General features: G+C 68.8%; 19 protein-coding genes. 8 read left to right on the plus strand and 11 right to left on the minus strand.

From position 1 onward, the window contains the following. Positions 1-765: 765 nt before the first annotated feature. The 5 genes from DSD19_RS16060 to DSD19_RS16080 form a co-directional block, all read right to left on the minus strand. Entirely contained in the window at positions 766-1,884 is a 1,119-nt protein-coding gene (locus DSD19_RS16060; RefSeq protein ID WP_113670334.1) for an ABC transporter permease, read from the minus strand. 4 nt (positions 1,885-1,888) lie between these two features. Further along, positions 1,889-4,615 carry a ribosome-associated ATPase/putative transporter RbbA gene (gene rbbA, locus DSD19_RS16065; protein ID WP_113670335.1) on the minus strand — a complete coding sequence of 909 codons (2,727 nt, stop codon included), beginning with the start codon at positions 4,613-4,615 and terminating at the stop codon, positions 1,889-1,891. Between the two features lie 3 nt (positions 4,616-4,618). Continuing rightward, positions 4,619-5,689, minus strand: a complete 1,071-nt coding sequence (locus DSD19_RS16070) for an HlyD family secretion protein (RefSeq protein WP_113670336.1) — start codon at positions 5,687-5,689, stop codon at positions 4,619-4,621. Positions 5,690-5,845: 156 nt separating this feature from the next. After that, positions 5,846-7,483 carry an MFS transporter gene (locus tag DSD19_RS16075; RefSeq protein ID WP_113670426.1) on the minus strand — a complete coding sequence of 546 codons (1,638 nt, stop codon included), beginning with the start codon at positions 7,481-7,483 and terminating at the stop codon, positions 5,846-5,848. Positions 7,484-7,621: 138 nt separating this feature from the next. Continuing rightward, on the minus strand, positions 7,622-9,469 hold the full coding sequence (locus DSD19_RS16080) for a c-type cytochrome (protein ID WP_165828155.1): 1,848 nt from the start codon (positions 9,467-9,469) through the stop codon (positions 7,622-7,624). 219 nt (positions 9,470-9,688) lie between these two features. On the opposite strand from DSD19_RS16080, the gene DSD19_RS16085 reads away from it, so the two are divergent. Beyond that, on the plus strand, positions 9,689-11,356 hold the full coding sequence (locus tag DSD19_RS16085) for an FAD/NAD(P)-binding protein (RefSeq protein WP_207802483.1): 1,668 nt from the start codon (positions 9,689-9,691) through the stop codon (positions 11,354-11,356). Here DSD19_RS16085 and betA read toward each other — a convergent pair. Genes betA through betI form a run of 4 tightly spaced genes read right to left on the minus strand, consistent with a single transcriptional unit; the run spans position 11,325 to position 16,525 of the window. Beyond that, a complete protein-coding gene (betA, locus tag DSD19_RS16090; protein ID WP_113670339.1) occupies positions 11,325-12,980 on the minus strand; it encodes a choline dehydrogenase in 1,656 nt (551 codons plus the stop codon). The genes DSD19_RS16085 and betA overlap by 32 nt on opposite strands. Further along, positions 12,980-14,437: a betaine-aldehyde dehydrogenase gene (gene betB / locus DSD19_RS16095; protein WP_113670427.1), complete on the minus strand. Its 1,458-nt coding sequence runs from the start codon at positions 14,435-14,437 to the stop codon at positions 12,980-12,982. Before betB ends, betA begins: the two co-directional genes overlap by 1 nt. A gap of 13 nt (positions 14,438-14,450) precedes the next feature. Further along, on the minus strand, positions 14,451-15,956 hold the full coding sequence (gene betC, locus DSD19_RS16100) for a choline-sulfatase (RefSeq protein ID WP_113670340.1): 1,506 nt from the start codon (positions 15,954-15,956) through the stop codon (positions 14,451-14,453). Further along, the gene (betI, locus tag DSD19_RS16105; RefSeq protein ID WP_075786580.1) at positions 15,953-16,525 is read right to left on the minus strand and encodes a transcriptional regulator BetI; all 573 of its coding nucleotides are present in this window, start codon (positions 16,523-16,525) and stop codon (positions 15,953-15,955) included. The genes betC and betI overlap by 4 nt, the downstream gene beginning before the upstream one ends. 102 nt (positions 16,526-16,627) lie before the next feature. On the opposite strand from betI, the gene choX reads away from it, so the two are divergent. From choX to DSD19_RS16140, 7 genes are all read left to right on the plus strand, one after another. Next, a complete protein-coding gene (gene choX, locus DSD19_RS16110; RefSeq protein WP_113670341.1) occupies positions 16,628-17,542 on the plus strand; it encodes a choline ABC transporter substrate-binding protein in 915 nt (304 codons plus the stop codon). Positions 17,543-17,638: 96 nt separating this feature from the next. After that, positions 17,639-18,475 carry a choline ABC transporter permease subunit gene (gene choW, locus DSD19_RS16115; RefSeq protein WP_075786582.1) on the plus strand — a complete coding sequence of 279 codons (837 nt, stop codon included), beginning with the start codon at positions 17,639-17,641 and terminating at the stop codon, positions 18,473-18,475. Continuing rightward, positions 18,472-19,500, plus strand: coding sequence for a choline ABC transporter ATP-binding protein (gene choV, locus DSD19_RS16120; RefSeq protein WP_113670342.1), 1,029 nt, complete (start codon positions 18,472-18,474; stop codon positions 19,498-19,500). The genes choW and choV overlap by 4 nt, the downstream gene beginning before the upstream one ends. 387 nt (positions 19,501-19,887) lie before the next feature. Beyond that, entirely contained in the window at positions 19,888-20,910 is a 1,023-nt protein-coding gene (gene dctP, locus DSD19_RS16125) for a TRAP transporter substrate-binding protein DctP (protein ID WP_075786584.1), read from the plus strand. Between the two features lie 217 nt (positions 20,911-21,127). Further along, entirely contained in the window at positions 21,128-21,685 is a 558-nt protein-coding gene (locus DSD19_RS16130; protein WP_207802484.1) for a TRAP transporter small permease, read from the plus strand. A gap of 3 nt (positions 21,686-21,688) precedes the next feature. Further along, positions 21,689-22,984, plus strand: coding sequence for a TRAP transporter large permease (locus tag DSD19_RS16135; protein ID WP_113670344.1), 1,296 nt, complete (start codon positions 21,689-21,691; stop codon positions 22,982-22,984). Between the two features lie 19 nt (positions 22,985-23,003). Continuing rightward, positions 23,004-23,441 carry a universal stress protein gene (locus tag DSD19_RS16140; RefSeq protein WP_113670345.1) on the plus strand — a complete coding sequence of 146 codons (438 nt, stop codon included), beginning with the start codon at positions 23,004-23,006 and terminating at the stop codon, positions 23,439-23,441. Positions 23,442-23,451: 10 nt separating this feature from the next. Here the strand turns inward: DSD19_RS16140 and DSD19_RS16145 are convergent, their stop codons facing one another. Further along, positions 23,452-24,153: a GntR family transcriptional regulator gene (locus DSD19_RS16145; RefSeq protein ID WP_113670346.1), complete on the minus strand. Its 702-nt coding sequence runs from the start codon at positions 24,151-24,153 to the stop codon at positions 23,452-23,454. A 2-nt stretch (positions 24,154-24,155) separates the two neighbouring features. Further along, positions 24,156-25,526, minus strand: a complete 1,371-nt coding sequence (locus tag DSD19_RS16150) for a formimidoylglutamate deiminase (RefSeq protein WP_113670347.1) — start codon at positions 25,524-25,526, stop codon at positions 24,156-24,158. Positions 25,527-25,576 lie beyond the last annotated feature (50 nt).

Below are 25,576 nucleotides of genomic sequence, written 5' to 3' on the forward strand. Positions count from 1 at the left end.
TCCGTCTTCGGAACGCGGCGCCCGGCCGGCCGGCGGCGCGGCCGGCCCCTTCCGCCCGCCCCGAAGCTGCGCCCGCCGCGGGCGAGCCTCGCAAGCGCGCGGTCAACGACGCAGGATGGCAAGACTTCTGACGCTTCAGAACCGGCATCCGGACAGCCCGAGCCAGCGCCGCATGGACAGCGCCGCAGGCTGGCCCCCATTCCCCGGTGGTTGCCCCTGTTCAACCGGCCTCCGGCCGAAACCCTGCCCCGGGGACGTGGCCCGGGCGCCTCGTGGGCTCGCGGCAGGTCGTACCGCTTTTCGCCGCCTTGCGCCTGACCGACAGGACCCAAGCGGAACGGATAAGGTCGCGCGCGGACAGACCACCAACCGGTCGGCTCGACGCAGCGGAACCCTTCCAGCCAGGGGGGCCTCCGGCCGCCCGTCGGGCCTACGTGGGAACACTGGCCGCAGGTCCTGGCAACAGAGCCCGGCCCGGCTCCGCCCGCCCTGCAACCGAAGCAGAAGCAGAAGCAGAAGCAGAAGCAGAAGCAGAAGCAGTCTGGACCCGTACAGAGTAGCTCCGGCAAGGCCGTCGTTGCGCATTCCGGCTGCCTGGCAAGGACGGGCTGAGGCCTGGGACGGCGAGCGCCAGGTGTCGCCCCAAAGAACCTCGGCCGTCCTCGCGAGGACGCGCGCTGCACGTTCCGTCCTGAGGGCCCGGCGGCCGGGCAGGTCGGCCCCGCCGAAAGCCGGATCGCGTCTCTGGCCGCACCCGAACCGGGCTCAGCCCGCCAGCACCTTGCGGAACCGCGCCAGCACCACCGCCAGCGCCACTCCCGCCATCGCCGCCATGCGCAAAAGCTCGCCCGTCACCAGCGCAAGGCCCGCATCGCGGTAAAGGACCGATTGCGCGAAGGCCACGAAATGCGGCGCCGGGCTGACGATGCCGACCGCGACCTGCATCCATGCGGGCATCGATTCCATCGGCGTCATGCCGCCTGACAGCAGCAGCATGACGATGATGACCGGAATGACCAGAAGTCCGAACTGCCCCATGTTGCGCGTGAAGGTGGCCAGCAACAGGCCGATGCTGCCCACCGAGATCGCATAGACCGCAGCGCCCAGCGCATAGAGCCCCAGCGAGTCCGTCACCGGCACCCCGAGCCCCCAATGTATCACCGCCACAAGGCTGGAAATCGAGGCCAGCAGGATAACCAGACCGGTGGCCAGGATCTTCGACAGCACGATTTCGTGCGGGCGGACCGGCATCACCAGCACATGTTCGATGGTGCCCTGCTCGCGCTCGCGGATCATCGCGGCGCCCGAGAGGATCAGGGTCAGGATCGTCACGTTGTTCATCAGTTGCATGACCGAGGTGAACCAGGTTGCGGTCAGGTTCGGGTTGAAGCGGTTGCGAAACACCACATCGACCGGGTCCGAGGCGCCGCCGCCGGGATCGGCATAGCGCTGCAGTTCGTCGGCCAGAAGCCGCTGCAGGAAGGCCGCACCGTTGCCCGCCTGCGCCATGGCGGTGGCATCGACCAGCACCATCAGCGCGGGCGCCTGCCCCGCACGCAGATCGCGCTCGAACCCGGGCGGGATCGACAGCACCAGCACATAGCGGCCCTCGTCCTGGGCGCGCGCCGCCTCGGCGGGGCTCAGCACTTCCGGTTCGGCGAAAAGCGGCGGCCGGATCGCGTCGGTCAGCCGGTGCGACAGCGGGCTGCGATCCTCGTCGACCACGGCCACCGCCAGATCGCGGATCTCGGTCGAGGCCGCGTTCGACACCAGCCAGGTCGCCGCGGTGAAGACATAGATGATCAAGACCACCATGACCCGGTCGCGACGGATCGCGCTCAGTTCTTTCAGGGTCAGACGCAGGGTGTTCAGCAGGCTCCGCATGAGATCACGCCTCCTGCTTGCGCAATCCGAGGATCGCGAGCGCCAGATAGGCCAGACAGAACGCCGCCAGAACCGCCGCCGATGGCGCGACCTCGGCCCAGCCGAAGCCCTTGAGGAAGGTGCCCGAGGTCACCTGCTGATACCAGGCCGAGGGAAAGCCCTGCCCCACCGCCCGCCCCATCGGGTCGAGCGACGAGACCGGCAGGATCAGGCCCGAGAAATTCACCGTCGGAATGATCGCCAGAACGGCCGTGGCGAAGACCGCCGCGACCTGGCTTCGGGTGAAGGACGAAATCAGCTGCCCGAAGCCCGTGGTGGCGAAGACATACAGGAAGGACACCGCCGCCAGCGCCCCGAGACTGCCGGTGAAGGGCACCCCGAAGACGCCGCGCCCGACCGCGAAGAGCATCCAGAAGCTGACCCAGGCGATGGCCAGATAGGGCAGCTGCTTGCCCAGCAGGAATTCGGCGCGCGAGACCGGGGTCGCGCGAAAATTGGCGATGGTGCCGGTTTCCTTCTCGCGCACCACGCTGATCGCCGACATGATCGACGGGATCAGCATCAGGATCACCATCATCATCGAGGGCACCATGGCATGGGCGCTCTTGAAGGACTGGTTGAAGAGAAAGCGGGTCTCGATATTGACACCGGCTTGCCCCGCGCCCGACGCGGCGGCGTAATCCGACAGCACGCCCAGCGCATAGCTGCGCGCGGTTTCGGCCCGGAACGGCATCGCCCCGTCGATCCAGACCGAAACCTCGGGCCGGTCGCCCCGGGTCAGGTCGCGGCCGAAGCCGTCGGGAATGTCCAGCGCCACCGCCAGATCGCCCCGCCCCATCCGGGCGCGAAGGTCCGCGATGCCGGGCAGCGGCGGGGTTTCCGCGAATTGCCGGATCGCGGTGAACTGGTCGGCCAGCGCGCGGCTTTCGGGGGTGCGGTCCTGATCGTGGACGGCAAAGCTCAGTCGGTCGACATCGAAGGAGATGCCGTAGCCCATGGTCAGCAGCAGGATCACCGGCCCCGCGAGGGCGAAGAAGACCCGGATCGGATCGCGCGTCAGTTCCAGCGTCTCGCGCCAGCACTGCGCCCAGAGCCGGGTCATCCCGGCAAGCCGCGGCGCGGTCCCGGACGCCCCCGCCACGGGAAGGGCCGCGGGCTCGGCGGCCGGGGCCGGGTCGGGCGGCAGCTCGGCCTCGAGGCACGAGATGAACGCCGACTCGAGGCTGTCGGCCCCGTGCCGGGCCACGATCTCGGCGGGGGCGCCCACCTCCAGCACGCGGCCCGCATGCATCAGCGAGATCCGGTCGCAGCGTTCGGCCTCGTTCATGAAATGGGTCGAGACGAAGATCGTCACGCCCTTGTCGCGCGACAGCGACAGAAGCTTGTGCCAGAACCCGTCGCGGGCCACCGGATCGACCCCCGAGGTCGGCTCGTCGAGGATCAGCACCTGCGGGTCGTGCAGCACCGCCACGGCCAGCTGCAGCCGCTGGCGCTGGCCCAGAGGCAGGTCCCAGGGCATGCGGTCGGCCAGCGGCGCCAGGTCGAATTCGTCCAGCACCTCGTCGACCCGCGCCTGACGCCGGTCGCGCGGCAGGTGATAAAGATCGGCATGCAGCGCGAGGTTCTGCCGGACCGTCAGCTCGGAATACAGCGAGAAGCCCTGGGACATGTAGCCGATGCGCATCCGGCTTTCGATATCCGAGGCGCGCAGCGGCTGGCCGAAAAGTTCGGCCTCGCCCTCGCTTGGATCAAGAAGCCCGGTCAGCATCTTCATCGTGGTGGACTTGCCGCAGCCGTTCGACCCGAGAAAGCCGAAGATCTCTCCCTCGGGAATGGTAAAGCTGACGTCATCGACGGCGGTGAAATCGCCGAAGCGCCGGGTCAGGTGGCGGGCCTCGATGGCGGTGCGGCCCCGGCTTGCGTTCTGCGGACGGATCACCAGCGGCGGGGCGGCCGGGCGGTCTGGCAGCAGCCGCACGAAGGCCTCTTCAAGCGTCGCGGCCCCGGCCCGGGCCTTCAGCTCGGCCGGGCTGCCCGAGGCGATCACCCGGCCCGCATCCATCGCCGCGAGCCAGTCGAACCGGTCGGCCTCTTCCATATAGGCGGTCGCGACCAGCACGCTCATCCCCGGCATGCCGGCGCGCACCCGGTCGATCAGGTCCCAGAACTGGCGCCGCGACAGCGGGTCGACCCCGGTCGTGGGCTCGTCGAGGATCAGCAATTCGGGATCGTGGATCAGCGCCGAACAGAGGCTCAGCTTTTGCTTCATCCCGCCCGAGAGCTTGCCCGCCGGACGGTCGGGAAAGGGCGCAAGCCCGGTTGCCTCCAGCAGCATGTCGATCCGGCGGGCGCGGTCGGCCGCACCCTGCCCGAAGAGACGGCCGAAGAAATCGAGATTCTCGCGGACCGACAGCGTGGGGTAGAGGTTCCGCCCCAAACCCTGCGGCATGTAGGCCAGCCGGGGCGCGATCTCGCGCCGGGCGGCGGGGTCGGCCATGTCGCGGCCAAGGGTCGAAACCCGCCCCTCCTGCAGGCGCCGGACCCCGGCGATCAGCCCCAGAAGCGTCGACTTGCCGACCCCGTCGGGGCCGATCAGCCCGGCCATGCACCCCGGCGGCACGGTCAGCTCGATACCGTCCAGCGCCGCCTTGCCGCCATAGCGGTGGGTCAGCCCGGCGATCTCTGCGGCCGCCCGCTGCGGGCCGGACGGAGGGGGGAACACCGGCGCCATGGCCTAGTCCGGCACGTTGGCCTGAAGGCTTTCGGGGACCTGAAGGGTCTCGGGCCAGGGCCGGTCCGGATCCGTGCGCACGAATCCTTGCCCGCGAACGCCTGTCTTGACCTTGTCCTCGAACTTCACCAGCAGCTCGCGCGGGATGGTCAGCTTGACCCGGAACACCAGATCCTCGCGCTCGGACAGGGTTTCCACGCTTTTCGGCGTGAACTGGCTTTCGGGCGAGACGAAGGTGACCCGCGCCGGCACGATGTAATCGGGGATCGGGTCGAGGATCAGCCGCGCCTCGTCATTGGCCGAAATCAAGCCGACGACCGGCGCGGGCAGGTAGATGTTCATGTAGACATCGGTCAGGTCCAAAAGGGTGACGACCGGCGTGCCCGCGGCCACCACCTCGCCCGGCTCGTGCAGCCGGTACAGCACCCGGCCGCGGATCGGGGCGAGGATCGTCAGATCGTCCAGCGCGATCTGCAGGCGTTCGACCTCGGCATTGCTCGAGGCGATCAGCGCCTCGGCATCGCTGACCTGCGCCCGGGCCGAGGCCAGCGTCGCCTCGGCCGAGGTCAGGGCGTTGCGCGCATCGTCGAAGCTGCTGTCGCTGGCATGACCGTCCTCATGCAGCCGCGCCACCCGGTCGCGATTGGTCCGCGCAACGTCCAGCGCGCTTTGCGCCTGCATGACGCTGGCCTTTGCCACTTCCCTTGCGGCCTCTGCGCGCAGCACCGCCGCCTTCGCCCCCAAAAGCTGGGCCTGGGCGTCGCGGTCGTCGATCCGGGCGATCACCTGTCCCGCCTCGACGGTGCTGCCCTCATCGACCAGAACCTCGGCGATCCGGCCTGCATATTTGGTCGCGACCTCGACGCTTTGCGCCTCGATCCGGCCGTTCGAACTGGCGATTCCCTGCGTGTCGTCGCCGCCGAAAAGCCCCTGCCAGAAGGCCGCGAACCCGCCATCTGCCAGGGCCGGTCGGGCGCCGGGCGGCAGCGCGAGGCTCAGCCCCACCGCCAGCAGGACCGCGCCCCTGCGGGCGCACCGTCTCGGAAATCGGGGGAAGATCGGTCTGTCGGTCATGGGGTCACCTTCGCGCGGCCGCCGCTGGCCCGGACGGGTGGACGCAAGGGGCCCACAGGCACGGGCGGCACCGGCCGCATGTCGCCTTTCAGGGTGGTGTCGCATGGCGGGCGGCCGGGGGCAAGGGATCACCTTGCGGCCGGTTGCGGCCCGCCCTCAGACCATGTCGTCGGGCTTCAGCGGCAGGTCGTCCCTCAGCGGCACGGTCTGCCGCTCGATCATCCGGCGGACGCGCGGCTTGCCCGCCCCCCGATTGAGCGCCCGCAGACGATCGGTCACCTCGGCATCGGCCATGGTGCGGCGTTCGTGATGGCGCAGGTATTCGGCCCAGGTCGCGACGTGATAGCTTTCGGCCCAGACCGTCGGGCGTTCGAGATCCCTCAGCAGCACCCATTGCCGGGCGCCGTCGCGAATGCGGATCCGGCGCCGTTCGGTCATCGCGGCCAGAAACGCGGTCACGTCCTCGGGCGCTATATCGTATTCGACGGTGATCGCGATCGGCCCCGAGCGGGCGCGCAGATCGACGCCCAGCCGCGGCTCGACAAAGCGGCCCAGCGGCGCCAGATCGTCCGTGCCGAAATTCGGCAGCGGCAGGCGCAGCCCCACCAGCGCGCCCAGAACCAGCACCGCAGCCGCCGCCCACAGCGCCTCGGCCAGCCCCGCCCGGCCCGCCACATGCCCCCAGAGGAAACTGCCCGTCGCCATGCCGCCGAAGGTGCAGGTCTGGTAAAGCGACAGCGCCCGTCCGACCACCCAGCGCGGGGTCGAAAGCTGCACCGACACGTTGAACAGCGACAGCGACAGCACCCAGGAGGCGCCCGCAGGCAGAAGCAACAGCCCCGAGATCCAGAGATCGCGCGACAGAGACAGCCCCACCAGCGCCGCCCCGAAGCCCAGAAAGCCCGCCCGGACGATGGTTTCATTGGCAAAGCGGTCGCGCAGTCGCGCCCCCGAGACCGCGCCGCCGATGGCGCCCGCGCCGAAACAGCCCAGCAGCAGGCCATAGGCGAAGGCGCCCCCGCCCAGCATGTCGCGCGCGACGATGGGCAAAAGCGCCAGCAGCCCGACCGCCGCCACCCCGAAGAGAAATCCGCGAAACAGCACGCGCAAAAGCACCGGCGACATCGAGACATAGCGCAGCCCCGCCGCCACCGCCGGTCCCAGCGCCTCGCGCGGCAGCCGCCGCTCGGGCAGGGCCGGGCGCCAGAGATAAAGCGACAGCCAGAGCGGCAGATAGCTTGCGGCATTCACCGCGAAGGCCGCCGCCGCGCCGCCCGCGGCGACGATCAGCCCGCCGACGGCCGGGCCCACGCTGCGCATCAGGTTGAACCCCATGCTGTTCAGCGCGACCGCCGCCGGAAGATCAGAGCGCGGCACGATATCGCCGACCGAGGCCTGCCAGGACGGGTTGTAAAGCGCCATTCCGAAGCCGATCAGGAAGGTGAACCCCAGAAGCAGCCAGGGGGTCAGCCCCCCGGCGAAGGCCGCCGCCGCCAGGGCCGCCGAGACGACCAGCATGAAGGTCTGCGCGCCCAGCATGATGCGGCGGCGGTTGAAATTGTCCGCCAGCGCCCCGGCGATCAGCGAGACCAGCATGATCGGCAGGGTGTTCGAGGCCTGCACCATCGCCACCATGACCGGCGAATGGGTCAGTTCGGTCATCATCCAGCCTGCGCCGACCGTCTGCACCAGCCCCCCGAAATTCGACACGTTGGAGGCCAGCCACAGATTGCGGAAAGTCGCCTTGCGGAACGGCGCGAGCGACGAGGGGCGGACGGGAACTGGGTCGGGCACGGGGCGGCTTTCGGGACGGTCGATCTCAAAGGGATAGGTCGCAGTCGCCAACCGGCAAGGAAGCCCGGAACGGTCCGCCCCCCTGCGGCCGGTCCCTGCCGGTCTGGCGGGGCGCGGCCGGACCCGGCACCAAAGGCGCTACTTTTCCAGCGGCGGGCGCGCCGCGAACCAGTCGGCCAGCGCCGCGCGCTCGCTGTCGGTCAGACGCGCGGCGATCCCGGTCATCGGCGCCAGCACCTCGGGCGCCTTCCCTTCGGCAAAATAGTCCAGCCGATCCTGCAGATACCCGGCGCGCTGCCCGTCGAGCCGCGGGATCAGCCCGATCGCCCCGGTCGGTGCCGCGCCGTGACAGCTGAGGCAGGCGGGGACCCCTCGGCCCGGATCGCCGTCGCGCGCCAGAGCTCCTGCCTCGGCCAGCTGATAGTCAGGCGGCGGACGGCGCTCGGGGTCGGACCCCGAGGGGCTGGCGCGGGCAGTTCCGAAGACTGCAGCCAGCGCCCCGACCTCGGCCTCGGTCAGTTCGTGGGCGGCCTGTTGCATCGTCGTGACCGGCCGCAGTCCGGAATCGAACAGGGCCATCTGATGGGCGATATAGGCGGGCGATTGCAGGGTCAGATTGGGCGACAGATCCCGGTCGGCGCCCAGGGCAGGCCCGGGATCGTGGCAGGCGGTGCAGCTCTGGGCCTGGGCAATCGCCGTTTCGGTCGCCTGTTCGAGCCCCGGGGCCGCGGCGGCATCGGGCGACAGCGGATCGCCGGCCGGCAGCCCGGCCAGATAGGCCGCGACGGCGCTGCGGTCGGCGGGGCTCAGCGCGCGGGCGATGGCGGGCATCGGGTTCCAGCCGTCGCGGTCGGGCCCCCGCCCGGAAGCGAACCCGTCGAGACGACGTTTCAGGAAGGCAGCCCCCTGCCCGGCCAGCCGCGGCACGCCCAGCCCGGCCTTTTCGGTGCCGGTTCCGTGGCAAAGACCGCAGGCGGGCAGCGCCCGGGCAAAGTCGCCATTCCGCACAAGCGCCGCCCCGCGTTCGGCATCGGCCTCGGTGCCGGCCGAGGGCGGCACGCCAAGGGTCCGGTCGGGAAGCCCCGCGAAATGCTCGGCCAGCGCGTCGATCTGCGGCCCCGACAGGCTGGTGGCCACGGTCGCCATGATCCCGCTTTGACGGGCGCCGCTGGCATAGTCGCGCAACCGCGCGGCGATGGTGTCGGCATCGAGAATGGCCAGGTTGGGCGCCTGCCCGCCGGTTGGCGCGCCGGTGCCGTCGGTTCCGTGGCAGGCCACGCAATAGCGCAAAGGCGTGTCGCCCAGCCCGATCGGGCGCCAGCCGGTCGAGGGCGCGGAATACAGATAGTCCTCAAGCGGATCGGCGCGGGCATGCAGCTTCAGTTCCATCGCCGCGCCCCGGCGGTCCCAGGCCATCGCGGGCAGTGCGGCCTCTGTGGCCCCCCGGGAGGCCTCGGTGGCGTCGTGATAGGCATCGGGCGTCATGCCGGGCAACTGGCGCAGAAAGGCGACCACCGCCCAGATCTCGCCGAAATTGCCATCGGCGGGCCAGCTTGGCATCGCGGTGAAGCGGACCCCGTCGCGCAGGATCACGTAAAGCTCGGTCTCGGAAAATTCGCCCACCACGGCGGGCAGGCTTTGCGGGCGGGGCCGCATCGACAGCGCAACCGGGCTTTGCCCCAGCCCCGGGCCGCCATGGCAGGACGAACAGACCTGGTCGTAATGCTGCGCGCCCAGCGCGATCAGCCCGGGATCGTCCAGATCGGGCACGTCCAGACCCGCCTCGGTCAGCTGGCGGGCGCTTCGTTCGACCGAGGCGCGAAAGGTCTCATGCAGCAGGGCGGCGGTGGCGGCGGCATGGGGCGGGCGGGCCGAGACGGGCACCAGCCCGGCCTTGAGGACCGCGGCGGCCCCCAGAACCAGCACCACGGCAACAGCGCCGAGTCCGATCAGAAGGCGGGGGCGGGTCAGGCGCGGACGGGACAAGGGCGGGTCTCCTCTCAGCGGCCCCGCCGACCCCGGCGGGTGCCAGCCCGACAACGCAAGCGCGCCGCCCGGGTTCCGTCCGACCTTGCGCCCTCCGGATTTGCGCCCGGATGGGGGGCCTGCGACCTCTCTGCGCGCCGATGCCGGGAACCGGATCGCCCCCTTCGGGCTTGTCCCGCAATGGACCCGCAGATCGCCCCCACCGCACATCGCCCCGCCATGCCCCACCAGAACCCTCCGCTGCGCCTTGCCATCATCGGTCTCGGACCGCGCGGTCTGGGGGCGCTGGAAGCACTGGCCGCGCGGCTGGCCGACACTGGTACACCCGTCGCCATCGACGTCTTCGAACCCGGCCCCTGGCCCGGCGCCGGGCCGAATTTCGATCCCGGCCAAAGCCCCTTGATGCTTCTGAACATCCCGATCCGGGCCATCGACATCGACCCGCCCGCGCCAGTTCCGCGCCGGATCGCGTCTTTCGCCGCCTGGCTGATGTCGCCCCCCGATGGCGAGCGGTTTCCGGCCCGGGCCGAGCTTGGCGCCTATATGGCGGCGCGGTTCCGCGCGCTGACGGCCAGCCTGCCCGAGGGCACCGCGCTGACCCGCCATGAAACCGCCATCCGCCGGATCGAGGCCAGCGCGGCGGGCTGGCGGCTGGACGGCGCGGGGGCACGTTTCGGCCCCTATGACGAGGTGCTGCTGGCGCCCGGCCAGCCCGCCACCCGGCCCGACCCGCAACTGGCACGCTGGCAGGACCATGCCCGGCGCTGCGGCGCCGAGCTTCTGCCTGCCTATCCTGCCGACCGCCTGCTCGAGGCCGCCGAGGGCTGGGCCGGCAAGGCAGTGGCGCTTCGCGGGCTCGGGCTCTCGACGCTGGATGCGGTGCGGCTTCTGACGCTGGGCCTCGGCGGCCGGTTCGAGGACGGCCGGTACATCGCCTCGGGCCGCGAGCCCGCGCGCCTCCTGCCCTTTTCGCTGAACGGCTTGCCGCCCTGGCCGAAACCGGCGAGCGAAGCCATCGACGCGCGCATGGCGCCCCTGCCCGCCGAGACCCGCGCCTTCGAGGCGGCCTTGAGCCGGGCCCTGGCCCAGCCGCCCGAGGCCGCGCTGGTCACCCTGTGCACCCCGCTCGCGCGGGCCGCCCGGCGGGTGCTGGCGGCCACCGGCGCAGGGCCCGGTGGCGTCGAAGAGTGGCTGACCGCAGAACGCAGCGCCCCGGCCTCGCAGGAGGACCCGGACCCGACCGTGCCCTTGCGGGGCGGGCTTGCCATGGCGCGCGGGACCCGCCCGCCCGCGCCGGGCTATGCCATCGGGCAGATCTGGCGGCACTGGCAGAATGCGCTGCGCCGGGGCGTGAACCCGGGCTCGGCCGCGCCGGGAACGGCCGAGGCGCTGATCGGCTTCGACGAGGGGCTGAAACGCTATTCCTACGGGCCGCCCGCTGCCACGATTGAAGAGCTTGCGATCCTGATCGAGACCGGGATCGTCGATTTGCGCATTGTGGACGACCCCGACATCCTGCTGACCGACAGCGGCTGGCAACTGGTCGAGGGGGACGAGGGCGCCCGGGCCGATGTTATGGTCGACGCGGTGCTGCCTTCGCCCGCCCTTCAGGGCATCGAGGCGCCGGTCATCGCCGCGCTGCGGGACGAAGGCCGGATCGTGCCGGTGGCCAAGGGTCAGGGGGCGCGCATCCGCCCCGACGGCCAGGTGATCGGGGCCGACGGGCGGGTGCAGCCGGGGCTGGCGCTGCTGGGCCGGGCCGCGCTGGGCAGCGTGATCGCGGTCGACTCGATCCATGACTGTTTCGGCGCCTCGGCCGACCGCTGGGCCGAGGGCGTGTTGACCCGTGCAGCGCTCAGCGCTGCGCCTGCCGCCAGTCCGGGTTGATCCAGGGGCCGCGAGTGTCGGCGGGCAGGCGGCGGCCGAGGATGTGATCTGCCGCCTTCTCGCCCACCATGATCGAGGGCGCATTCAGATTGCCGTTCGGGATGCGCGGAAAGACCGAGCTGTCGGCCAGCCTCAGCCCCTCGACCCCGATCACCCTCAGATCGGGATCGACCACCGCCATCGGATCGTCCGCAGCCCCCATCCGGGCGGTGCCGCAGGGATGATAGGCGCTTTCGACATGCTCGCGGATGAACCCGTTCAGCGCGTCGTCGGACTGCACCGCGGCGCCGGGCTGGATCTCGTGGCTGACGAAGGGCGCGAAGGCCTCCTGCGCGAAGATCTCGCGCGTGAGCCGGATGCAGGTCCGGAAATCGGCCCAGTCCTTCTCGTGGCTCATGTAGTTGAACAGGATCTTCGGCGGCTCGTTCGGGTTGGCCGAGCGCAGCGTGACCGCGCCGCGCGAGGGGCTGCGCATCGGGCCGACATGGGCCTGAAATCCATGCCCCTCGGCCGCCGCCTGCCCGTCATAACGCACCGCGATCGGCAGGAAATGATACTGGATGTCGGGATAGTCGACGCCTTCGCCCGACCGCAGGAAGGCCGCGCTTTCGAACTGGTTCGACGCGCCGGGGCCGCCCCTGGTCAAGAGCCATTGCAGCCCCACCCAGGCCTTGCCGGGAAGGTTCCAGTACTTGAAAAGACTGATCGGCTGGCTGGCCGCCATCTGCAGATAGAGTTCAAGATGGTCCTGCAGGTTCTGCCCCACGCCTGGACGGTCGGCCACGACCCCGATGCCATGGTCCGCCAGATGCGCGGCCGGGCCGATGCCCGACAGCATCAGCAGCTTCGGCGAATTGATCGAGGACGCTGCCAGGATCACCTCGGCCCCGGCGCGGACGACTTCCGTAAAGCCGTCGCGGTCGATCTCGACGCCCGTGGCGCGGCCGTTCTCGATGACGACGCGGCGGGCAAACCCCCGGATCAGATCGCAATTGGGCCGCTTCAGCGCGGGCCGCAGATAGGCGCGCGCGGCGGACCAGCGCTCGCCCTTCCAGACGGTCATGTCATAGGGGCCGAAGCCCTCCTGCTGGTGGCCGTTATAGTCGTCGGTCACGGGATAGCCCGCCTGCCGCCCGGCCTCGACGAAGGCCTGCACCAGCGGGTTGTCGCGCCGCCCCCGGGTGACATGCAGCGGCCCGCCCTGCCCGCGCCAGGCCGGATCGCCGCCATGCCCGCCCGCGTGCCAGTCTTCCATCCGCCGGAAATAGGGCAGCACATCCGCATAGCCCCAGCCCGCCGCACCCTGGTCGCGCCAGTGATCGTAGTCGCGGGCATGGCCGCGCACATAGACCATGCCGTTGATCGAGGAAGACCCGCCGATCACCTTGCCGCGCGGGGTCGCGAGGCGCCGCCCGCCCAGATGCGGCTCGGGCTCGGTCCGGAAGCCCCAGTCGTAACGGGGCATGTTCATCGGATAGCTGAGCGCGCCCGGCATCCGGATCAGCGGCCCGGCATCGGACCCGCCATGTTCGATCACCAGAACCGACTTTCCGGCCTCGGCCAGACGGTACGCGATGGCGCAACCGGCGCTGCCCGCGCCGATTATGACGTAATCGGCCTGCATCAGTAGGGCGCCTCCACGTCGCCCATGCGCACATAGACGGATTTGAGCTGGCTGTAATGTTCGATCGCGGCCTTGGCGTTCTCGCGGCCGACCCCCGACATCCCGACGCCGCCGAAGGGCATCTCGACCGGCGCATCGTTGTAGGAATTGATGAAGCAGGTGCCCGCCTTCAGCGCCCCGATCACCCGGTGAGCCCGCGAGATGTCGCGGGTGAAGACCCCCGCCGCAAGACCGAATTCGGTGGCATTGGCGCGCGCGACGGCCTCGTCCTCGTCCTCGAAATCGAGGACCGCCATCACCGGGCCGAAGATCTCTTCGCGGGCGATGGTCATGCCGTCGGTGACATCGGCAAAGACCGTGGGCTCGAGGAAAAAGCCGTCGCGCGCGGCCCGTTTGCCGCCGGTCACCAGCCGCGCCCCCTCCTCGACGCCCTTCGCGATATAGCCCTCGACGATCCGCATCTGGGCCTCGCTGACCATCGGGCCGAAATTGGTGGCCTCGTCCAGCGGGTCGCCCATCACGACACCCTTCAGCCGTTCGGTCAGGCGGGCGAGGAAGGCCTCCTTGACGCTTTTCTGCACGAAGACCCGGGTGCCGTTGGAACAGATCTGCCCCGAGGAGTAGAAGTTCGCAAGGATCGCGCCGCCGACGGCATTCTCGAGATCGGCATCCTCGAATATCAGCAGGGGCGACTTGCCGCCCAGTTCCATCGTGACGTGTTTCATGTCGGCGGCGGCGGCGGCATAGACCTTCCGCCCCGTGGGAACCGACCCCGTCAGCGACACCTTGGCGACGCGCGGATCGGAAATCAGCGCCTGCCCGGCCTCGCCCGCGCCCTGCACGACGTTGAAAAGCCCGGCGGGCGCGCCCGCCTCGGTCAGGATCTCGGCCAGTTTCAGCGCGCAAAGCGGCGTCACCTCGGACGGCTTGAAGACCATGGCATTGCCGCAGGCGAGCGCCGGGGCCGCCTTCCAGGCCGCGATCTGGGTCGGGTAGTTCCAGGCGCCGATGCCGACGCAGACGCCCAGCGGCTCGCGCATCGTATAGGCCCAGTCGCCGCCCAGCGGGATATGCTCGCCCGTCAGGCTGCCCGCAAGCCCGCCGAAATATTCCAGCGCGTCGGCGGCCGATGCGGCATCGGCGATCAGCGTCTCCTGCAGGGGCTTGCCGGTGTCGCAGGTTTCCAGAACCGACATCTCGCGGTTCCGCTCGCGCAGGATCTGGGCGGCGCGGATGAGCACGCGGCCGCGCTCGCGCCCCGAAAGGCGGGCCCAATCGGTCTGGGCGCGCGCGGCGGCGGTCAGCGCCCTGTCGATCACGGCGGGCGTCGCCGCATGAACGGTCGCGATCCGCGCTCCGGTCGCAGCATAGATCACCGGGATCGGCGTGCCGTCGGTATCTTCGAGATAGGCACCGTCCACATAGTGGCTGGCGGTGGGTTGGGTCTCATAGATCATCGTCATTCTCCGGTCATTCGCCGCGCGGGTAGCGCGCCCGGCCTTCGACCTCGTTCAGGTCCATGTGATTGCGCATGAAGCGGTCGCTGGCCCGCTGCAACGGCTGGTAGTCCCAGGGGAAATAGGCCCCGTTCCGCAGCGCCTCGTAGACGACCCCGCGCCGGGCCTGGCTTTTGCGGACCTCGGCATCGAACCGGTTAAGATCCCAGCGCGCGTCGACCTCGGCCCGCAGCCGGGCAAGGGTGTCGGCATGGGCGGGATCGGCGGCAAGGTCGGTCAGCTCCTGCGGGTCGGCCTTTAGATCGAAAAGCTGATCGGGATCGAGCGCGCAGCGGGTCAGCTTGTGGCGCCCGTCGCGCAGCGCCACCAGCGGCGCATAGGACGCCTCGGCCGCGTATTCCATCGGCACCGGGCCGCGCGGCCCACCGCCCGCGACCGGCAGCAGCGACTGGCCTTCGGTCCAGGGGGCAACCTCGTCCATCGAGATCCCGACCAGATCGCAGAGCGTCGGGCAGACATCGAGGGTCGAGACGGGCGTGTCGATCCGCCCCGGTGCAACGCCCGGCGCCGCGATCATCAGCGGCACCCGCGACGATCCCTCGTAAAAGGTCATCTTGAACCACAGCCCGCGCTCGCCCAGCATGTCGCCGTGGTCCGACACGAAGAGGATCGCGGCCTCCTGATCGGTCGCCTGAAGAATGTCGAGGAAGGCGCCGATCTTTTCGTCGAGATAGGAGATATTGGCGAAATAGGCCCGGCGCGACCGCCGGATGTCGTCCTCGGTAATGTCGAAGCTGCGCCAGTCGTTGGCGTCGAAGATCCGTTTCGAATGCGGGTCCTGATCGTCGTAAGGGATCGCCGGAACCTCGGGCAGCAGGTGGTCGCAGTCCTCGTAGAGGTCCCAGAACTTTTTGCGGGCCACGTAGGGATCGTGGGGATGGGTGAAGCTGACGGTCAGGCACCAGGGCCGGTCATCCTTGCGGCGCGCCAGATCGTAAAGCTTCTGCCCGGCGGCATGGGCGACCTCGTCGTCATATTCCATCTGGTTGGTGATCTCGGCCACGCCCGCGCCGGTGACCGAGCCCATGTTGTGATACCACCAGTCGATCCGCTCGCCGGGCCTGCGGTAATCGGGCGTCCAGCCGAAATCGGCGGGGTAGATGTCGGTGGTCAGCCGTTCCTCGAAACCGTGCAGCTGATCGGGGCCGACGAAATGCATCTTGCCGCCGAGGCAGGTATGATAGCCCGCCCGGCGCAGGTGATGGGCGAAGGTCGGCAGGTCCGAGGGAAACTCGGCCGCGTTGTCATAGACGCCGGTGACCGAAGGCAACTGCCCCGACATGAAACTGGCCCGGCCCGGCGCGCAAAGCGGCGAGGCGGTGTAGCAGGTGGAAAACCGCGCCGACCGGGCGGCCAGCCGTTTCAGGTTGGGCGCGTGAAGCCAGTGGGCCGGGCCGTCGGGAAAGAGCGTCCCGTTCAGCTGATCGACCATCAGGATCAGAAGATTGGGTCGGGTCATGGCAGGGCCTTCAGTTCGGCGTCGAGTGCCGCAAGGACATGGGCAGAGGCGCTGTCTTCGGCCTCGTCGCGGGGGAAATGCACGAATCGCAAGTAAAGCCCGTCGATCAGCGCCGCGAGCCTGCGGGCAATCTCGGGGGCGCGGGGGCCTGCCAGCGGGCGCAGGTCGTGAACGAGGTTCGCATGCAGCCGCCGGTGATAGACCCCCAGCAGCCGCCGCGCCTCGTCCGACCGGTGCGCCAGCACGTAGAAGTTCAGCCAGGCCGCGATCACGTCATGGCGAAAGCTCGTCTCGCTGAAGCTGGCGCGGATCGTTCCGTCGAGCCGGGCGCGGGGCGAGTCGGCCTCTTTCAGAGCCGCCCGCACCTCGGCGCCGTAGACGGCGAGGATATGCCGCATCGCGGCCAGGAACAGCCGGTCCTTGTCGCCGAAATAGTGGAACGCCAGCGCCGACGAAACCCCGGCCCGCCTGGCGATCTGGCCCACCGTCACGCTGAGCGACCCGGTTGCGCCAAGTTCCTGAATCGTCGCGTCGATCAGCTGTGCCTTGCGCTCGGGTTGGGCGGTCATCTGGGGCGTTTCCTGAAAAAGTGGTTGCAAACCGGAGATAATCAGGCACTGTTTGACTGGTCAATCAATAAATCTGCACCTCAAGTCGATCAGGGAATTGCCATGAAACTGACTTCTGCCGTCTCTGCCCTGGCCATGCTGGCCGCGGGCACGGCATTCGCCGATTGCGATACCGTCGTGATGTCCGATGTCGGCTGGACCGACATCACCACCACCACCGCCACGGCCCGCCATGTGCTGGAAGGGCTGGGCTACAAGGTCGACGTCAAGGTGCTGTCGGTGCCGGTGACCTTCGCCTCGCTCGACAGCGGCGACGTGGACGTGTTCCTCGGCAACTGGATGCCGGCGCAGTCGGGCGCCATAGGCCCCTATCTCGAAAGCGGCGAGATCGAGGACATCAACGTCAACCTCGAAGGCACCAAATACACGCTGGCCACGCCCACCTATGCCTGGGAGGCCGGGCTGAAAAGCTACGCCGACATCGCCAAGTTCGCCGATGAGCTGGACCACAAGATCTACGGGATCGAGCCCGGCAACGAGGGCAACGCCTATCTCGTGAGCCTGACCGAGGAAAACGCTTTCGGGCTGGGCGACTTCAAGATCGTCGAAAGTTCCGAACAGGGCATGCTGGCCCAGGTCGCGCGCTTCTACCGCAAGGAAGAACCGGTCGTGTTTCTCGGCTGGGAACCGCACCCGATGAACGCCAATTTCGACCTGAAATACCTGCCCGGCGGCGAGGATTTCTTCGGCGGCGAGGGCGTCGTGCATACCGTGACCCGCAAGGGCTATTCGGCGGAATGCCCGAACCTTGGCACACTTTTCGCCAACATGGATTTCAGCCTTGCCATGGAAAACAAGATCATGGGCGAAATCCTCGACGACGGCGCCGACCCGGCCGAGGCGACCGAAGCCTGGCTGAAAGAAAACCCGCAGGTTCTCGACACCTGGCTTGCCGGTGTGACCACCAGGGACGGCGGCGACGGCCTGGCCGCGGTCAGGCAAAGCCTCGGGCTCTGACCCCGACCGGACCGCCCGCCCGGCGCAAGCGGTCCCCGGCGGCGGTCCCGCCGCCCTGCCCCTTTCCAAACCGTCAATGCAGGAGGGAATGCCGCCGTGGAGTGGCTGACCGATCACAAGATTCCCGTGGGCCGTGTCGCCGGCACGATCTTCGACTGGCTCAGGGACAATGCCGAGGTCGTGCTGGACGCCATCGCCGCAATCATGGAGGCGATGATCGACGCGATCCTCTGGGTGCTGCAGACGCCGCATCCGGCGGTGGTCACGCTGGGCTTCGTCGCGCTGACCTATGCGCTGCAGCGCAGCTGGAAGACCTGCCTCGCGGTGGCCCTGGGCTTTCTGTTCATTCTCAACCAGGGCTATTGGGAAGAGACCACCGAAAGCCTGACGCTGGTGCTGTCGGCCTGCGTGGTCTGCATGGCGATCGGGGTGCCGATCGGCATCGGCGCGGCGCACCGGCCGCAGCTTTACACCTATCTGCGGCCGATCCTCGATCTGATGCAGACCCTGCCAACCTTCGTCTATCTGATCCCGGCCATCGTCTTCTTCGGCATCGGCATGGTGCCGGGGCTGATCGCGACGGTCATTTTCGTGCTGCCCGCCCCGATCCGGCTGACCTATCTGGGGGTTTCCTCGACGCCGAAGGCCCTGCTGGAAGCCGCGACCGCCTTCGGCGCCACAAGCCGGCAGACGCTCTTCAAGGTCGAGTTGCCCTATGCCTTTCCGCAGATCATGGCGGGGCTCAACCAGACCATCATGCTGTCGCTGTCGATGGTGGTGGTCGCAGCCCTGGTCGGCGCCGACGGGCTGGGCGTGCCGGTGGTGCGCGCGCTCAATCAGGTCAACACCGCGCTCGGCTTCGAATCCGGCTTCGTGATCGTCGTGGTGGCAATCATGCTTGACCGCATCCTGCATGTGGGGGCGCGCAAATGACAGCGACCGCGCTTCGTATCGAAAACGTCTCGATCGTCTTCGGCGCCCATCCCGACCGCGCCCTGCCGCTGATGGACCAGGGCAAGACCCGGGCCGAGGTGCAGGCGGCGACAGCCCAGGTGCTGGGGGTGCACGATTGCAGCCTGACCGTCGAGACCGGCGAGATCCTGGTGCTGATGGGCCTGTCGGGGTCCGGCAAGTCGACGCTTCTGCGCGCGGTGAACGGGCTGAACCCCGTCGTGCGCGGCAAGGTCGAGGTCAATGACGGCACCGGCATGGTCGACGTGACCCATGCCGATGCCGCCACCCTGCGCCGCATCCGCATGCATCACGTCGCGATGGTATTCCAGCAATTCGGCCTGCTGCCCTGGCGCACGGTGCGCGAGAATGTGGGGCTCGGGCTCGAACTGTCGGGCGTCGGACGCCGCGAGGCACGCGAGCGGATCGACGACCAGCTGTCTCTGGTCGGATTGGCCGACTGGGGCGACCGCCGCGTGGGCGAGCTGTCGGGCGGCATGCAGCAGCGGGTGGGCCTTGCCCGCGCCTTCGTCACCCAGGCGCCGATCCTGCTGATGGACGAACCCTTCTCGGCGCTCGACCCGCTGATCCGGGCCAAGCTGCAGGACGAGTTGCTGGAGCTGCAGCAGCGGCTGAAGCGCACGATCCTTTTCGTCAGCCACGATCTCGACGAAGCGTTCAAGCTCGGCAACCACATCTCGATCATGGAGGGCGGACGCATCGTCCAGACCGGCGCCCCGCCCGAGATCTTCCGCGACCCGAAGAACGACTATGTCGCCGATTTCGTCCAGCACATGAACCCGCTGGGCGTGCTGCGGGCGCGCGATCTGATGCAGCCCGCAACCGGCAGCCCCGAGGTCACCATCGAGGCAGACGCCCTGATCCGCGACGGCATGGACCGGTTGATCGGCGCCACCGTCCCCGTCGGCGTGGTCGAGGACGGCCGCCTGATCGGCCAGATCGGCAAGGACGACGTGCTGCGCGGGCTCTGTCGGCCCGCCGCCTAGCGCCTACCCGGACCGGACCGCCCGGGCCATGCCACAGGCGGTTCCGTCGGGAAAACGGCCGCCCGGCCCGGGTTCCCTCTCCCGCGCTCATTTTTTCGCACTTTTTTCGGAACCGGGCGCGCCGGACCCGCGTTTGCTACTCACAGGTGGCGCGCCGCGGGGCGGAAACCGGCCTGCGGGGATCGTGACGAGACCCCGCGGGCCTGACTATTCCCGGCTTGCCCGGGGCGGTTCCGGACCGGCCCCGGTATGGTGCGTTTCCGGGGAGTGCGGCCGGACCGGTCGCGCTTGCGCGCGGTGCCAAATCTCGCGTCTTTCCCCGATCACCGACAGCCCCGAAGGTTCGGGCCCGCGGGCTCGTGCGCAAGCAACCAGAGGAGACCGTCCATGCAATTCAAGACCCGCCTGCTGACCCTATCCGTCGCCGCCTTCGCGCTTGGCGCGGGCATGGCTCAGGCCGACACCTGGCGCTATGCCTTCGAAGAGGCGCTCGACGAGGTGCAGGGCATCTATGCCCAGAAGTTCAAGGAAGAGATCGAGGCCAATACCGACCACGAGATCCAGCTTTTCCCCTATGGCACGCTCGGCGAATCCGCCGACATCATGGAACAGGCGCAGGACGGCATCCTGCAATTCGTCGACCAGTCGCCGGGCTTCACCGGCTCGCTGATCCCCGAGGCGCAGGTCTTCTTCGTGCCCTACCTGCTGCCGCAGGAGCCCGAAACGCTGGCCAGCTTCTTCGAGAATTCGAAGGCCATCAACGAGATGTTCCCCAAGCTCTATGCCGATCAGGGCCTGGAACTTCTGACCATGTTCCCCGAAGGCGAGGTGGCGATCACGACCAAGGAGCCGTTCAAGACGCCCGAGGATCTGGACGAGGTCAAGATCCGCACCATGACCAACCCGCTTCTGGTGGAAAGCTACAAGGCCTTCGGTGCGACGCCGACGCCGCTGCCCTGGGGCGAGGTCTATGGCGCGCTGCAGACCAACATCATCCAGGGCCAGGAAAACCCGATGTTCTTCATCGAGTCGACGAAGATGTACGAGGTCACCGATTACGTGACCCGGATCGGGCACAACAACTTCACGACCGCGGTGATGGCCAACAAGGACTTCTTCGAGGACCTGTCGGATGAGGACCGGCAGGCGATCCGCGACGCGGCCGATGCCGCTTTCGCCCATATCATCGATTATCAGAAGGGCCTGACCGAAGCCTCGGTCGAGAAGATCAGGGAGGCCAAGCCTTCGATGACCTTCACCACGCTGTCCGAGGAAGAGCGCCAGCCCTTCAGGGACGCGGCCAGCGAGGTCGAGGCCAAGTTCCTCGAGATGACCGGCGACAGCGGCAAGGAGATCCTCGATCAGATGAAAGAGGACCTGAAGACCGCCGAGGACGCCACCCAGAGCTGATCCGACGGTCACCGAAGCGCGCGGGCCGCATCCCGCGCGCTCTGGCCATTTCCCCGCCCCTTGCCCGCCCCGCACCCGGCACCCGCCCGCAGGGAGGAACGGAAGGAAGCTGCCCTTGTCCTCGGACCAATCGCTTCGCGCCCAGGCCAGCCCTGCTCAGGGCCCCACGCAGGCCCAGTCCCAGACCGACACCACCGCCGCCGACGACCCCGACGAGGTGGCTTATGTCTCAAGCCTTCCCGGGGTTCTGGGGACGTTCGACGCGGCCATCGCGCGGGTCGAATCCGCGCTGCTGGCCGCGGGCGTCCTGCTGATGGCGCTGAACACGGTCGCCAATGTGGTCGGCCGCTACCTGTTTCAGTCGAGCCTTTTCTTCACCGAGGAACTGAACCGCATCCTGATCGTGGTGATCACCTTCGCGGGCATCAGCTATGCCGCACGCCAGGGCCGCCATATCCGGATGTCGGCCATCTACGATTCGCTGCCCTCGCGGGCGCGCAAGATCCTGATGATCGTCATCGCGCTGACGACAGCGGTGCTGATGTTCGGCCTGTGCTGGTTCGCGGCGGCCTATCTTCTGACCCAGGCGGGGCGCGGCCGGGTCCTGCCCGCCCTGCAGATCCCGGTCTGGACGACGCTGGTGATCGTGCCGATCGGGCTTTTCATGACCGGAATGCAATACCTTCTGACGGCGGTGAAGAACGCGATCTCGCGCGACGTCTACCTCTCGACGGCGGTTCTGGAAGGCTATGACGACGACGAGACGGAGGTCTGAGCGATGGCGGCTGCAATCTTCTCGATCATGATCGTGCTGCTTTTGCTGGGCTTTCCGATGATGATCCCGCTGCTCGCGGGGGCGCTGGTGGGCTTCGTGACCCTCTTCGGCGGTCTCGGCCAGCTCGAGACCATGATCCAGCAGATGATGGCGGGCATCCGCCCGGCCTCGCTGATCGCGGTGCCGATGTTCATCTTCGCCGCCGACATCATGACGCGCGGGCAATCCGCGGGGCGGCTGATCGACATGGTGATGGCCTTCGTCGGCCATCTGAAGGGCGGGCTCGCGATCTCGACCGCCGCCGCCTGCACCATGTTCGGCGCGGTCTCGGGCTCGACCCAGGCCACCGTCGTGGCCATCGGCGGCCCGCTGCGGCCCCGGATGCAGAGGGCGGGCTATGGCGACAGCTTCATCCTGGCCCTCATCGTCAATGCCTCGGACATCGCCTTCCTGATCCCGCCCTCGATCGGGATGATCATCTATGGCGTGGTCTCGAACACCTCGATTGCCGAGCTGTTCATCGCGGGCATCGGGCCGGGGCTGCTGATCCTCGTGCTGTTCGCGATCTATTCCTGGGCCTATGCGGTCCGGAACGGGGTCCCGACCGAACCCCGCGCCAGCTGGGGCGAGCGTCTGCGCGCGGTCCGGGCCGCGCTCTGGCCGCTGGGCTTTCCGGCGATCATCATCGGCGGCATCTATGGCGGCATCTTCAGCCCGACCGAGGCGGCCGCGGCCTGCGTGCTTTACGCCCTGATCCTCGAAACCCTCGTCTTCCGCGAGATGGGCCTGCGCGACATCTACCGCACCGCCAAGTCGACCGGGCTGATCACCGCGGTCGTGTTCATCCTGGTGGCGGCAGGCGCGGCCTTTTCCTGGGTGATCTCCTTCGCCCAGATCCCGCAGGCCATCCTGTCGGCCGCGGGCATCGACCAGATGGGGCAGATCGGGGTGCTGTTCGCGATCTCGATCGCCTTCTTCATCGGCTGCATGTTCGTCGATCCGATCGTGGTGATCCTGATCCTGGTGCCGATCTTCGCGCCGGTCGTCGCCGATGTCAGGCTCGACCCGGTGCTGGTCGGCACGCTGATCACGCTGCAAGTCGCCATCGGCTCGGCCACGCCGCCCTTCGGCTGCGATATCTTCACCGCCATCGCCGTCTTCAAGCGGCCCTACATGGAGGTGATCCGGGGCACGCCGCCCTTCATCCTGATCCTGCTCGGCGTCTCGGTGGCGCTGATCTTCTTCCCCCAGATCGCGCTGTTCCTCCGCGATCTCGCCTTCCCCGGCGAGGCCGGGTGAGGGCCGAAAGGAGACCGGTTTGTTCAACTCGATCCTCGTTCCCTATGACGGCTCGGCCGGGGCCGAACGCGCGCTGCGCCAGGCGGTCGCGCTGGCCAGGCTCTGCGACGCCCAGCTGTCGGTGCTGACCGTCTTCCGGCACCATTCGATGCTGGAAGCCTCGCTGTCGATGGTCCGCAAGGACGAGCCGGGGCCGCTGGACGACGCCATGCGCGGCTATGCCCGAGAGGTGGCGGACTATGCCAAGCGGCTGGCGCGCGAGGCCGGGGCCGAGGGCACCCGCGCCTTCATCAAGGCCGGACCGCCCGCCCGCACCATCATCCGCTTCGCCCGCGAACACGGGAACGACCTGATCGTGATCGGCAGCCGGGGCCTCGGCTCGGTCGAGAACTACCTGCTGGGCAGCGTCTCGCACAAGGTCACCGGGCTCGCGGACTGCCCGGTTCTGGTGGTCTGAGCCGCAGCGCTCAGAGCCCGAGGCACAGCCGGTAGCTTTGGGCGAAATGCTCGCGCACATAGGTGATCGGCGCCTCATGGAGCCAGGTCTGCCGCTCCATCACCAGCACCGGATCGGCTGGCGCACAGCCCAGCGCCGCGGCCGCCGCCTGCCCGGCCGGTTCGGCATGACACGCGATCCCGCCATGGGTATAGGGCGCCTCGCGCACCAGCCATTCGTTGGGGCTGACGGCCGCCAGATCAGCCGAGGCGATACCGGGGACGGTCCTCAGCACCACCCAGCGCCGCTCGAACATGTGGGCTTCTCCATCGGCCAGATGCAGGCTTTCAAGATACAGCGTCGCTTCCGCCTCGGGCAGTTTCAGCCGGGCGCGCACCTCTTCGGGCGCGGGGCCGGTTGCGCGCGCCAGAAGCCGGTAGCCATAGACCTGCCCGCGCGCCTCGACCTCGCGCCGGATCTGGGGGATTTCCAGCGTCGCCTTGCGCTGCGGCGCCTCGATCACCCGGGTTCCGGCCTTGCGGCGCCGGTCGAGGAAGCCCTCCTCGGCAAGATCGCGCAAGGCCCGGTTCACCGTCGCCCGGGCACAGCCGAATTCCGCCGCGATGTCGGCCTCGTTCGGGATCAGCTCGCCAGGCGGATAGGTCCGGTCGCGGATCCGCAGCATGATGGTGTCGCGGATCGACTGCCACGAGGCGGCGCGCTCTCCGGCCATCCCTATAGCCCGTCCCGGAGGCGGCGCATCGCGGCCGCATATCCCGCCACGATCTCGTCGCGGCGGACATGCCGCCCGCCCCGCACCACATGGCGCCCGGCCGCCCAGACATCGCTGACGGCGCGGTCGTCGCGCGCGAAGATCCAGGTATCGAGCAGCAGATCGCCCTGCCGCCCGATGCCGTCGGGGCCCATGTCGCCCAGTGCCAGCAGATCGGCCCAATTGCCGACCGCAAGCCCGCCGCTTGCGCGCCCTGCCGCCTGCGCCCCGCCCTCGGCCGCGCCCTGAAACAGCACCCGCCCGGTCGAGCGGTCCCCGGTCGCCAGCGCCGCGCGGGTGCGGTCGCGCAGCCGCTGCGAATAGTCGAGCGTGCGCAGCTCTTCGCTCAGCGAGATCCGGATATTGCTGTCCGAGCCGACGCCGAAGCGCCCGCCCGCCTGCGCCCAGCGCACCCCGTCGAAAATGCCGTCGCCGAGGCTCGATTCGGTGATCGGGCAAAGCCCCGCGACCGCGCCGGTCGCGGCCAGCGCCAGCGTCTCGGCGGGCTCCATCTGGGTGGCGTGGATCGGGCACCAGCTGGCATCGACAGGCGCATTCTCCAGCAGCCATTCGACCGGACGCCGACCGGTCGCGGCCAGCACCTCGTCGACCTCGGCCTGCTGCTCGGCGATATGGATATGGATCGGCCCCTCGGGTGCCAGCGCCTGGGCCGCGGCGAGCCCCGCGGCATCGACCGCGCGCAGGGAATGCGGCGCGACGCCCATCCGGCAATCGGGGGAAAGGGCCGCGACATGGGCCGCCGCGCCCTCGTGCAACCGTGCGAACCGGTCGGGGTCGTTGCCAAACCGGTCCTGCCCCGCGACCAGCGCGCGGCGGTCGAGCCCGCCATAGGTATAAAGCACCGGCAGCAGCGTCAGCCCGATGCCCGAGCTTGCCGCCGCCGCTGCGATCCGGCCCGACATTTCGGCCGGATCGGCATAGGGCGCGCCGCCCGGGCCATGATGCAGGTAATGGAACTCGACATTGGTGGCATAGCCCGCCTCCAGCATCTCCATCTGCACGAAGGCGGCGATGGCCTCGACATCCTCGGGGCTAAGCCGGTCGAGAAAGCGGTACATCAGCCGCCGCCAGGTCCAGAAACTGTCGCGCGGATCGGGGCCGCGGGATTCTGTCAGCCCCGCCATCGCCCGCTGAAAGGCATGGCTGTGCAGGTTCGCAGGCGCGGGCAGAAGCGTCCCGACGACCGTCGCGCCGGGCGGACAGGGCGCGTTTTCCCGCAATTCCGCGATCTTGCCGCCGCTTTCAACGGCGATTTCCACGTTCTCCGCCCAGGAATTCATCACAAGCGCATGCCGCGCCCAGACCCTCTGCATCGCCTGACCCTCCGAGTTTGACTTGATTATTATGTGCAGACATATAATCT

This window comes from Rhodovulum sp. BSW8 (assembly GCF_003314725.1).
In the GTDB taxonomy this organism is placed as follows: Bacteria; Pseudomonadota; Alphaproteobacteria; order Rhodobacterales; family Rhodobacteraceae; genus Rhodovulum; species Rhodovulum visakhapatnamense.